Here is an 11,821-nt window from a genome sequence, read left to right on the forward strand (position 1 = left end):
ATAAATTGCTCGTTAATTTACTGGCAAGTGTTGCTAAAATCAAGTTTCGTCAGAGGCTTTTTTGGGCTAATTTATCGGATTAAACGATTTGAATTTTGTTATACTAGAAAAATCAAATTATTAAAGCTGAGAAAGTATGAGTTTCAATTTATGTAAATTGCCAAGAGAGCAAAAATATCAAATTCAATTGGACTACGAAGCATCATTTTGGGCTTATCAAATAAAGCGCGGTAAAAATACGCGTGAAGGTGTTTATACTGCAATAAATAATCGTCCTATGTCTGAGCAGGCTTTTCTTAAGCAACAATTTGAGCATTACCTTTCGTTAATGAGCTAGTCATGGCAGCGTTTAGATTTTGTTTACTTGAGCCAATTAAAACGCCGTTAGTAAATAAATTTTATGATAAACACAATGCACGTGGCCGAGCAACCAAGGCTGACCAAGTATGGGTTGCCTATAAAGATTCTGAGATAATCGCGGCGTGTAGAGTACAAGACCAATCAGGGTTATTATTTTTGTCTACTCTTTATGTAGATGAATTATGGCGTGGTCAAAGGGTTGCTTCGCAGCTACTTGCGGCCGTAACCGCTCGGCAAAAGAAGGTTGTTTTTACCTTCGTGTACCAAAATCTGATTGATTTTTATCTACAAAATGGGTTTAACTATATATTAACATTACCTAACTCCTTGCAATCACTATTTGAACTTTATGCACACCGAAAAATTGTTGCGATGCACTTTACGCGTGACACAGTGCCAAGTTAGCAATTTGGAACGTCAATGACTAAGTTCTTTTCCAGTATAACCATTTTTTTATTTTTGAGCTTTGTCTTGTTTAGCCACTGCGCTTATTCACAGGTTAAACGGTTATCAACCAGCGAAGGCTTATCGCAAAGTTATGTAAACACCATGCTCATTGATAACAGTGGCTATCTTTGGCTATCGACTGAGGGTGGGCTTAATCGCTACGACGGTTATCAGGTTGTTCATATCAAAGGACCTAATGGTGAGCTTGAAGATGCCATCATTGACCGTATTTACCAAGATCCTCAAGGCTATATTTGGATAGCTTCGCTACAAGCGGGTTTATTCCGTTATGATCCCACTTCCGATACTTATCAGCAGTTTATTGCTAAACCCACCACAGAAGAGCAAATTTTTATTGAGTCGGTGTTTAGTATGGTGGCTGTTGATGACAAAACACTATGGCTTGGTCGGGGTTGGGACTTTGCCAAGTTGGATTTAGAAACAAAACAAGTCACTTCAATTTTTGAAATCCCTGAGCGTGTAAAAAGCAGTGTTATAAGAGAGCTGTATGCTTATAACGGATTCATTTTTATGGGCACAAGTAATGGCGCTTATGTATATCAAATTGCTAGCGGTGAGGTTCGTAAGCTTGAGCACTTACAGCAAAAACCAAGTCATATTTATCAAAATTATGTGAAATCATTTGCAGTAATCGATCAAACAACTCTACTAGTCGGTGCTGTCAGAGGTTTGTATCAAGTTGATATCAGTAATTTAGAAGCGATGTTTGAGAATCCAAATAAGCCTTTCTCTAATAAAACCTTAATAAAAGATTTGAATATTTGGACCATCATTCAAGAAAAAGATGCGATTACTTTAGGTACGGATAAAGGGTTGTTTGAATATGACCTAGTAACAGCAGAGCTTAATAAAAATAAGCGTTTACGGGAAGGCGGCTATACGTTAGCTGATAACAGTATTATTGATATTGTAAAAGATAAATCGGGTGGCATGTGGCTGGCGACAAAAAATGATGGGGCCTTTTATTTATCTTATGATAATTACAACTTTATTAATGTGACTGCTAACTCACTGAAAGGTGATGGTTTATCACATCACTCGATTTGGAGTATTGCGGAGTTTAAAAATAGGCTTTGGCTGGCCACACACAACGGTTTAACAGCGGTTGACTTACAGACTAACGAAAGTGAAGTGTTCTTAAAAGACTACCAAGTTGACTTAATAACGACAGAGTTCAGCGTTTACCAAATAATGCCCTATAAAGATAAGTTGTGGTTACACACTAACAGGGGAATTTTGAGTTTTGATCCAGACACAAAACAAGCGTCACCTGTTAAGGCTGCAAATCCTGAAAATCAGGTTTTAATAAACGACTGGGTGCATGGCATATTATTAATGCCCTCGGGTGATCTTTACTATGTCCACCCTGATTACGGCATGTTTGTATACAATATTGATAGCCAAAAAGTGACCCGACTTGGTGGGAAATTTGATGAATTTGAGCCATTTTTAGCTTATGGGTTCTTACCCGCCTTATCTTCTAAGCCCGATGCGCCTTTATTTTATAATGCAGGTATTTTATATCAGGTTGATCCGCAGTCTTTCGAGTTGACAACGATTTATACTGTTCCCGAGCAACACGAAAATGTAGCCGTTAATGTGATGTCATACATCATAGATAATAACAATGTACTGTGGTTATCGCTTTCTAACTTTGGCTTAATCGGCCTAGATGCTAGCACCTATGAGCATATCTATACCATTGACCTTGAAAAAAATAAATTAGGAACCTTGTTATACGACATGGTACTTGATGAAGCGGGTATGATTTGGATGAGCAGCCATAAAGGGCTTTGGCGGCTTAATCCTAATAATCTTCACTTTCAACAATTTACAGGCTCAGAGGGGCTATTCTCTACAGAGTTTAATAGTGGGGCTTTCACAAAGCTTGAGTCAGGGCAAATTGTATATGGAACGCTCAAAGGGTTTACTTACTTTTCTCCTATGGATAACCACTACCAGCAAGCTTTAATTGATCACGTTAATATTACTAATCTTGATTTAATGTCTCGTGATCTACCTGCCGAGCTAAAGCAGCCTATTGATAGTGTCGTTCTTGAGCATGATGACATAGGTCTAGAAGTTGCCTTTTCGGCAATGGCATTTAATTATCAAGAACGTATCATTTATGAGTATCAACTCGGTGATGGTCAAAAAACCTATACCCGTAATAACAACCGGGTGTTATTCCCAAAACTTAGTGCGGGTAAGTATCAACTCAAAGTATGGGCAAAAGATCCATTAACAGGGGAGTTAACGCCACCCGCTATATTAAATATTGAAGTAAAGTACCCACTTTGGCGTGCTCCGCAATTCATTGTTTTGTATGTTTTATTAGTTGCACTTTTTGTCGCTGCTTGGGTTTTTAGACGAAATCGTATGCAACAAATTTTGCTTGCCGCCCATAAAGAAAGTAAAGAAAGTGAAGCACGCTTAAAGTTAGCGCTTGAAGGGAGTCATTCAGGTGTGTGGGATTGGTCTTCACAAAGTCCAATTATATATCAACCGCGCCTTAAGAATGAGCTAGGCTATGAAACAGACAGTGTTAATTTAGATGATTACTTAGCAAGAATTCACCCTCACGATAAGCAAACTTTCCGCTTAGAGTGGTTAGAGTTTTTATCAACACAAAAAGGTTATTTTAATTGCACCTACCGATTACGCCATGCTGATGGCAATTGGCGCTGGTATAAAGATTTTGGCAAAGTAGTTGAGTGGCAAGATAATGCGCCAGAAAAAGTAGCCGGTACCTATACCAATATGACACGAGAGCTCGTATTTGAAGAAAACGCGCGCTTGTTTGGTGCAGCGTTTGAGCAAACTCGCGATTGGGTGTTTATCTTAGATAAAAATCTGCGAATTCGAGCTACTAACAAATCATTTCAAGATGCATTTGGTTTTCCGGCTGAACCTCGTTCTAGTCGCTCGCTAACACTCGGTTTGTCTATTGCTGCCCGCATACATTATTTAAGAGTGATGCAAAAGCTGCAGTCTGGCGAGCATTTCTCAGCTGAAGACGTTGTAGAGGTAGCAACTGGTGAAAAGCGCCAAGTATTAATTAAAATTAGTGCCGTTGCAGGAAGTAATCGTCAGCTAGATAGTTACGTCATAATCGTGACTGATATTAGCGCGCAAAAATTGGCAGAGAGTGAATTACACTTATTGGCTAACTATGACGCCTTAACAGGTTTGCCAAATAAAACCTTATTTAATGACCGAGTTAATCACGCAATTGAGCAAGCTGCTTATCATCAAAATAAAGTCGCTTTGCTAAATATTAATATTAAACGCTTTAAATATTTTAATGATTCACTCGGTCGGGAAGAGTCAGACGAGTTACTGAAACGTGTTGCTAAACGTCTAAAGCAAGTTCTCAGACCGCAAGATAGTCTTGCACGTTTTGATGGTGATGAGTTTGTTATTTTAGCTGAAGACTTTAAACAAGTAGATGAGCTTTTATCATTGTGTGGACGAGTGATGGATAGTGTTGAAACGCATATCGAGCTCAGCCAACAAGCAGTAAAAGTAAACTTCAGTGTGGGAGTTGCTGTTTATCCTGATGATGCGCAAACCACCAAAGAATTATTAAAAGCATCTAATGTGGCTCTGTATCACGCCAAACAACTGGTCGAAGGTGGTTATCAGTTTTATAAGCAAGAAATGAACTTACAAGTGCAACGTACTTTGCATTTAGAATCGCAGTTAAGTAAAGCTTACCAAGAGCATGAGTTTTGTAATTTTTATCAACCAATAGTCAGTGCTGAGTCACGCCAAGTCGCGGGGCTAGAAGTACTTTTACGTTGGCCAAATAAAGATGAATATAAGCCTGAAGATTTTGCGAACGCGGCAGAAAGCTCAGGGTTAATTACCAAAATAATGCTGCAGACTTTATCACGAGCTTTGATTGAGCTTCGTCAATGGCGCACGACGCATCCTGATTTATATATTTCGATTAATTTATCTGCTCTTGATTTTGAAAGTGTAAACTTAGTTGAAAATATTCATAAGGCGCTTGAAGCTAGTAAAGTGCCTGCCAGTGCGGTGGTTTTTGAAATTACTGAATCAGTCATGATGCATGATTCAGATAAAGCACAGCAGAGCATGGATAAACTCAAGGCCCTTGGTTGTCGGATTTATATGGATGACTTTGGAACTGGCTATGCGTCACTGACCTACTTAAAACGCTTTCCGGTTGATGTGCTAAAAATTGATAAAAGCTTTGTTAATGATATTGGTATTGATAAAGGTGATGAAGCGATTATCAACTCAACGCTTACGCTGGCAAAAAGCTTGGGTAAAGAATGTGTTGCCGAAGGCGTTGAAAACCGCACTCAATTGCAGTTCTTACGCTCTTTAGGCTGTGAGTACTTTCAAGGTTATCTATTTAGTAAACCTGTAGCAGGTGATGAAGTAAAAGCGCTTTTAGACACCCTGTGGGATGATGAGTTTTTAGGGTAAAGCCAAAGCTTTACCCTTTATTTAATCTTGGCGTTTACCGCAGTGGCGGCAATATAAATTACGATTGCGGTTTTTAAGTTCGTTATGAATCGCTTTGTTCGCCTCTTGCTGACTTAAGCCTAGTTTATAGCGTAAGTTCTCTAAATGTTCTTCTTCAACTGGCGATAAGTGGCCGTCTTCAATGGCTTCATGTACTGCATCGGTAAACACTTGTCTGCGTTTACGTAGCTGTTCAGAAAAGCTTGAAGCTAGCAAACCAGTTGGAATTGCCACCATGCCCATACTCACTAGTGTGATAGCACCACCAAATAAGCGGCCTAGAGGAGTCACAGGCACCACATCGCCATAACCAACGGTTGTAAGTGTCACCATGGCCCACCACATTGCAGCAGGTATAGAGCCAAATTTATCGGGCTGCACATCATGTTCAATTAAATAAATACCGCATGAGGCGATGATCAAGACCACGGCCATTATAAAAAATGCAGCAAGCAGTGAACTGCTTTCTTCTTTAAACGAGTTTAGTAATAGCTGCATCGCTCTTGAATAACGAGTGAGCTTAAAAATACGCATTAACCTAAGTACTCGTAAGAAACGTAAATCAACACTCACAAACATCATTAGAATGGTGGGTAAAATCGCAATGAGATCAATCAGCGCCATGGGCGAGAAGAAATACCTAATACGAATCTTTGAGTTTGTCAGCGTGCTTTCTTTGTGCACGCTTTTATCTACACATGACCAAAGCCTGAGCACATATTCTAGGCTGAAAATAGCAACAGAAATCAGCTCAATCATTAAAAATTCATAATGATACTGCTTTGCTAAAGGGCCAACCGACTCCAAAACAATTGCCACTACATTGATCATGATCAGCGACATCAAAAACACGTCAAGTGCGCGTCCTACACGTCGATATTTACCATTACCTTCAAAAACTCGTGCAGTGTAATTTCTTAAACGATGCAAAATAATGATCCAGTTTTAGTTAAGTTTTAGCACCATATTAATGCTGCCTTCTTCAAAGTCGCGGGTGATCTTAAACCCGAGTTTTCTTGCCAGCTCAATCATGCCAGTATTTTCAGGTAAAGTGATCCCTGAAATTTGTTTAACGCCTTGGTTTTTACAATGCTCAATCGCCGCATTCATTAATATTGTACCAAGCCCTAAACCTTGGCAATCAGAGCGCACCACAATTGCAAACTCAGCATCGAGCTTGTCTGGATCCATCAACACTCGAGATACCCCTAATGTACAGGCTGAACCATTTTGCTCTTGGCTGACAATAAACGCCATTTCTCGGTCATAATCAATTTGCGTCATTTTCGCGAGCTGATCATGATTAAATTGCGGTAATTCACCGAAGAAGCGCTTATATCTGTCTTCTTTGCTCAATGATTGATCAAACTCTAAGTGTGCTTGCTCATCTTCCGGTTTGATAGGTCTTAACTGTGCTTGGGTATTATTTTTAAGGGTTACTTCTTTAACTAATTCAATTGGGTAGGGACGAATACACAAGCGTTTACGGTTCGCTTTTGCTTTATAACGGCTAAGACCAATGGTCGCATCAAGGACCAAAAACTGCCCGTTACTGGCTAAAATTGGATTAAGTTCAACACTGGTGATATCAGGTTGATCGATAACCAGCTGCGAAATACGGGTGAGTAGGGCGCATAAACGGTATTTATCGACTTTTTCTGGTAGCACGCGGTCTTTAAGTACGCCTTTATCGTGCGCCGCAGCTATTAGGTATTTTGCCAAGTTCATATTAAGTGGCGGTAATGCCACTGCAGCTTGTGCGAACTCAAGTCCGGTGCCAGCTTCACCTAGTAAAATCACCGGACCAAAGTTAGGCTCTGTTTTGATGGCGATACGTAGCTCATTAGCACCCGCTCGCGGCGCCATTTTTTGCAGTGAGAAACCTTCAATATGGGCATCAGGGTAGGTGTTTTTGATTCGTAGCAGCATGGCAAAGGCTGTTTGCTCAACTTCTTGCGCATCATTTAAATTAAGGACAACACCACCGACTTCTGATTTAGAAGGAATACTTGGGCTAATTAGTTTTAACGCTACCGGAAAACCCAGCTCAATAGCTTGTTCTTTGGCTTCTGTTGGCGTGTAAGCAACCTCAGTTTGAATACAATCAATACCATAATGAGTGAGAATTTGACTAGCTTCATGGGTTGATAAATAGCTCTGCTCTTCGGCTAAAAACTCGCTCACCACAGAGCGTGCAGCGTCTTTATTTATTTTTGCATCATCGGTGTTTGATTCTGGTGTTTGTGTTAAATGCTTTTGGTTACGACGATAACTTACTAAGTGCATAAAGGCACCCACCGCACCTTCAGGTGTACGGTAGGTTGGAATAGCGTTATTGGTACAGACTTTACGTGCAGCATAGGCGGCATCTTCACCCATAAAGTTAGTCATAACATAAGGGCGAGCCATTTTTGGGATTTTTTCCAAGGTTTCAACAATGATCTCTGCATAATCTTCACTCGGTGCAAGTGCTGAAGGAGTATGGATGATCAGCAAGTTTTTGACTTCTTTGGCTTGTAGTAAGATTTCTAAGGCTTGTTGATAGCGTCTTGGCGCTGAGTCACCAAAAATATCCACCGGATTTGAGGTCATTTCTGATTGCGGGATGACTTTATTAAGCGCAGCTCTAGTCTCATCGCTGAGCTCCGCCAGCTTTCCTGAGCTTTGCAAGAGCGTATCCACAGCCATGACACCTGGGCCGCCGCCATTGGTTAAAATGGTTAGCTGCTCGACTTTAAGAAGTTTTGGGTGCATTGCCAGCGTTTGTGTCGCAGCGAAAAGCTCTCGTAAGTCGTTTACCCTAAGCATACCTGCTCGCTGAAATAGCGCATCATAGACTGCATCTGAGCTTTGTTTGCCACCAGTGTGTATTTCTGCAGCGAGGGCACCAGCACTGGTTTTACCGGTTTTAATGGCGATTACGGGTTTGCTAAACGCAGCGGCTCGCGCTGCGGAAATAAAGCTGCGAATATCTTCGATATTATCGATATATAACAAAATAGCTTTAGTTTTTGCATCTCGGCCTAAAAAGTCGAGTAACTCATCAAAGTCGATATCTAGGCAATCACCCACAGATACAAAATATGAAAAGCCAATTTCTTTGTTTTTCGCCCAATCTAGAATGGTTGAGCAAACAGCCGCAGATTGCGATACAAAAGCAAGCTTTCCTGGGCTTGCAACCGTATGTGAAAAGCTGGCATTTAAACCAATATGAGGAATAAGTAAGCCCAAACAATTAGGCCCAAGTAAAGAGACATTTGCCTCAGCAGCTGCTTCTTTTAATGCGTGCTTTTGGTCGACGTTTAAACCCGCTGCAATTACCACCGCATGTTTACAACCAAGTTCTCCAAGCTCATTAATGATGTTAATTAAAGTATTTTTATTAGTACAAATAACCGCAAGGTCGGGCACTTTAGGTAGTGCAGCAATGCTTGGGTAGGCTAATACCCCGTGTACAGCGCTGTGATTTAAACTAACAGGCATGATTGGGCCTTTAAAGCCCCCCTGTAGTAAATTACGCATCACCACAAAGCCCGCTCGGTTAGGGGAATTTGAGGCGCCAATCACCGCGACCGATTTAGGATTAAAAAATTGGCTAATACGTTTAACGCTCATGCTGTTTCCTTCGCTTGCGATGTTTGTTAAAACTTCAGGGTCTGTTAAGTTTAATACACTCAAACTAGAACCGACACGCTTCCAAAGTATTAAAAGTTATACTCATAAGATAACCTGTTTATAACTACTTTTCGAGTCAAAAACAGTGACCTACATCAAGGAGAAAAGCATGAATAAAGCGCAACCATTTAATATCGTTATTGCAGCGTGTGCATTGGCGGTCGGTTTGCTCGGATTAGGTTTTATATTGAAAAGTGCAGCCCTTGATGTAAAGGGCATGGAGCGCACAGTTCATGTTAAAGGGCTAGCAGAAATGGAAGTGCCAGCCGACACCGTTATCTGGCCGTTACAGTTTTCTGATGCCGATAACAACCTTGAAAAACTAGTGGGTCGAGTTGAAGAGAAAAGTGATGCGGTTGTGGCTTTTTTAAAACTACATGGTTTTAGTGATGAAGAAATCAGCCTTGGTAGCCAATCGATTATTGATAAACAAGCTCGCGAATATGGCGGCGAGAATCAGCAGTTTCGTTATATTGCTCGTAATAATGTCATTGTTTATTCAAATGATATTGAAAAAGTGCAAAATGCCTTAGGCGCAGTAAGCCAATTAGCCAAACAAGGCATTGCGATAGTACAAGATAATTACGAAACGCGGATTCAATATTTATTTAATGGCTTAAATGAAATTAAGCCAAATATGATTCAAGAAGCAACCGAAAAAGCCCGCGAAGTAGCAATGAAATTTGCCAAAGATTCACAGTCTAAATTAGGTAAAATTAAAACAGCGCGTCAGGGGCAGTTTTCAATTTCTGATAGAGATTCAAACACACCTCAGCTGAAAAAAGTGCGTGTAGTTACCAGTGTTGAATATTATCTATCTGACTAAACCCAATACCACAGATAAAGGTAGCCGCATGCGTGTGCACACAATCACCATGCGGCAAATCGCTCCAAGCATAAAGCCGCCACTAAACGCCACAGCCACCCCCAATAAGCCAAACTGATCTTTTAATAGTACTGCCATTAAAACCGTGACACTGGTTGCACCAAGTAAGACATACAAGTTGATAAGCGGGTTGCCTTTTAACTTGATCATGCTACTGGCTAAGATTCTTGCTGGTAATAACAGCTGCCCGAGTAACAGCAGCATTAAAATCCAAAATCCTTCTTGTAATTGGCTTTCGCCATAGAGAGTGAGTAGTGGCTTTGCGAGCAGGGCAAGTAGCAAAATAGCGGCAAAGTTAAAACGCCATACCACTTTCATTAACTCGCTAAGTTGCTGCTCGGTCGTCTCATCGGCCATTAAAATGGGTTTTAAATATTGGTTGGCGGCATTGCCTAAAATAGTCAGTAAGCCAGCAATCACTACTGCAGGAAAGAAGATACTCACGCCTTGTGCACCAAACCATTGATGCACCAGTAAGACATCGAGTTTTGCTACCAACACGGTGCCTGCACCACTGGCGAGCATGATCAATGAGTCTTTACACCATTGCTTGGTTTGGTAGCGGGCAGTGCTTGCAACGATCATTTTTTTGATTAACCAATATTGATAAATGACTACGCACAAGATGCTACAAAACAACAAGATACAAATCTCGACTAACGATAAGTCGCCACGTATCAAGTACACGAAAAAGCAAAACCCCGCTGTTAGCAATTCAAAAATACACTGCTGCGTTATCAAGCCAATTTTTGGTTTATTCAAAGCCACTAAAAAAGCCGATTGGCTTTGCATAATGGCGCCAATCGGCACCAGTAATAGTAAGTAGGCCACATGCTCTTGAGCGCTTTGGTGCGGTGAAATAGCCTGAAAGCTAATCACCACAGCAGCGACAAAAATCACCCCGAATAAACACGATGCCGCTAAATAAACATGTTTTAAGCCGCGTAGTAAGTCATGTTGCTGAGCTTTGTAGAGCGGGTAGCTAATACGCATTAAAGATGATGCAAAGCCCATACTCGCAGGTAATAACAAAATTTCACACAGTGCGAGTAACGCCGCGAAAGTACCAAACTCATCAGTACTTAATAACCTTGCAAGGCACAAGGTAAGCACAATACGGCTACCATGGTTAAGGGCGGTAAAACTACTGAGCGATAAAAACGCTTTAACAACATCCTTATTCATGGAGTTATTGATTGAGCGCGTTTAATAACTGTGCCGTTGGCACTTGCAAATAGGCCGCGCAAAGCAGCACTTTACTGTCGCTACTCGTTGCTTGATTGGCACCATAAAATTGCTTAAGGGTATTTACCAAGGCGCTGACTGCGCTCGGGCTGTGACTTTGGTCGACTTCCATCATGGCTAATAATGCAGAGAATTCATGTTTGGCTAGCATCTGAGTCGTGCTGTTTAGCGCTATAAAGCAACCTATAGGAGTGAGCTGCTGCTTATTTAATGTTTTTAACGCAACACCCAAGCTTTCGTTGCTTTCAAATAACATTAACGAACGCAAGTAATTAAAGGGTAGGTTATTAGCCTGACACTGCGTAAATAAGTGATGTAGTAGGGTATTGCCTTGGTTGTCGGTAATACAAAAAGCATTTTGAAACTTAAGACCAGGCGTGAAAAAGCTCAGTTTATCGATATCATCAATTAAGGCTACAGCTTCACTTGGCAGCGGGCTTGCTTCGAGTAAATGCGCTGCCACATTTTGTAAAAACAAGTATTTAACTTCACTACTGCACGCTAATTGATAGATATGCTGTAATTGTGCCGCTTGCAAAACTCCCGATAAACTTTGGTAATCGGCAATGAGTTCTTTTAACTGATGATGTTGAAGTCGGCTGTTCAATTGCTCAATCGCGCTTTGCATGGAGATACTCGTTTTTTATTATTTATACATTTATAGCTCAACTACTTGTTTAAATAAATAAA

General features: G+C 40.7%; 8 protein-coding genes. 4 read left to right on the top strand and 4 right to left on the bottom strand.

What is annotated here, in order from left to right; genetic code table 11:
• The first annotated feature begins 136 nt into the window (after window positions 1-136).
• Genes L1272_RS08850 through L1272_RS08860 form a run of 3 tightly spaced genes read left to right on the top strand, consistent with a single transcriptional unit; the run spans window position 137 to window position 5,286 of the window.
• On the top strand, window positions 137-337 hold the full coding sequence (locus tag L1272_RS08850) for a DUF3283 family protein (protein WP_036966037.1): 201 nt from the start codon (window positions 137-139) through the stop codon (window positions 335-337).
• A 2-nt stretch (window positions 338-339) separates the two neighbouring features.
• Window positions 340-765, top strand: coding sequence for a GNAT family N-acetyltransferase (locus L1272_RS08855; RefSeq protein WP_054552678.1), 426 nt, complete (start codon window positions 340-342; stop codon window positions 763-765).
• Window positions 766-780: 15 nt separating this feature from the next.
• A complete protein-coding gene (locus L1272_RS08860; protein WP_138598882.1) occupies window positions 781-5,286 on the top strand; it encodes an EAL domain-containing protein in 4,506 nt (1,501 codons plus the stop codon).
• Between the two features lie 21 nt (window positions 5,287-5,307).
• On the opposite strand, the gene L1272_RS08865 is transcribed toward L1272_RS08860, so the two are convergent.
• Together L1272_RS08865 and L1272_RS08870 are read right to left on the bottom strand one after the other, a co-directional pair.
• Window positions 5,308-6,261 (bottom strand): ion transporter, encoded by a 954-nt coding sequence (locus tag L1272_RS08865; RefSeq protein ID WP_054552676.1) that lies wholly within the window; start codon window positions 6,259-6,261, stop codon window positions 5,308-5,310.
• Window positions 6,262-6,270: 9 nt separating this feature from the next.
• On the bottom strand, window positions 6,271-8,940 hold the full coding sequence (locus L1272_RS08870) for a bifunctional acetate--CoA ligase family protein/GNAT family N-acetyltransferase (protein ID WP_054552675.1): 2,670 nt from the start codon (window positions 8,938-8,940) through the stop codon (window positions 6,271-6,273).
• Window positions 8,941-9,109: 169 nt separating this feature from the next.
• On the opposite strand from L1272_RS08870, the gene L1272_RS08875 reads away from it, so the two are divergent.
• Window positions 9,110-9,826, top strand: coding sequence for an SIMPL domain-containing protein (locus L1272_RS08875; RefSeq protein ID WP_054552674.1), 717 nt, complete (start codon window positions 9,110-9,112; stop codon window positions 9,824-9,826).
• On the opposite strand, the gene L1272_RS08880 is transcribed toward L1272_RS08875, so the two are convergent.
• Together L1272_RS08880 and L1272_RS08885 are read right to left on the bottom strand one after the other, a co-directional pair.
• The gene (locus L1272_RS08880; RefSeq protein ID WP_138616268.1) at window positions 9,815-11,071 is read right to left on the bottom strand and encodes a lipopolysaccharide biosynthesis protein; all 1,257 of its coding nucleotides are present in this window, start codon (window positions 11,069-11,071) and stop codon (window positions 9,815-9,817) included. The genes L1272_RS08875 and L1272_RS08880 overlap by 12 nt on opposite strands.
• A 4-nt stretch (window positions 11,072-11,075) precedes the next feature.
• Entirely contained in the window at window positions 11,076-11,759 is a 684-nt protein-coding gene (locus tag L1272_RS08885) for a hypothetical protein (RefSeq protein WP_054552672.1), read from the bottom strand.
• Between the last annotated feature and the right edge of the window lie 62 nt (window positions 11,760-11,821).

Source organism: Pseudoalteromonas sp. PAST1, assembly GCF_021532515.1.
Taxonomy (GTDB): Bacteria; Pseudomonadota; Gammaproteobacteria; order Enterobacterales; family Alteromonadaceae; genus Pseudoalteromonas; species Pseudoalteromonas simplex.

What these genes read in the sequence shown, in the direction of transcription:
- L1272_RS08850 (WP_036966037.1), top strand. Translation starts at nt 137, where the DNA reads ATGAGTTTCAATTTATGTAAATTGCCAAGAGAGCAAAAATATCAAATT.
- L1272_RS08855 (WP_054552678.1), top strand. Translation starts at nt 340, where the DNA reads ATGGCAGCGTTTAGATTTTGTTTACTTGAGCCAATTAAAACGCCGTTA.
- L1272_RS08860 (WP_138598882.1), top strand. Translation starts at nt 781, where the DNA reads ATGACTAAGTTCTTTTCCAGTATAACCATTTTTTTATTTTTGAGCTTT.
- L1272_RS08870 (WP_054552675.1), bottom strand. Translation starts at nt 8,940, where the DNA reads ATGAGCGTTAAACGTATTAGCCAATTTTTTAATCCTAAATCGGTCGCG.
- L1272_RS08875 (WP_054552674.1), top strand. Translation starts at nt 9,110, where the DNA reads ATGAATAAAGCGCAACCATTTAATATCGTTATTGCAGCGTGTGCATTG.
- L1272_RS08880 (WP_138616268.1), bottom strand. Translation starts at nt 11,071, where the DNA reads ATGAATAAGGATGTTGTTAAAGCGTTTTTATCGCTCAGTAGTTTTACC.
- L1272_RS08885 (WP_054552672.1), bottom strand. Translation starts at nt 11,759, where the DNA reads ATGCAAAGCGCGATTGAGCAATTGAACAGCCGACTTCAACATCATCAG.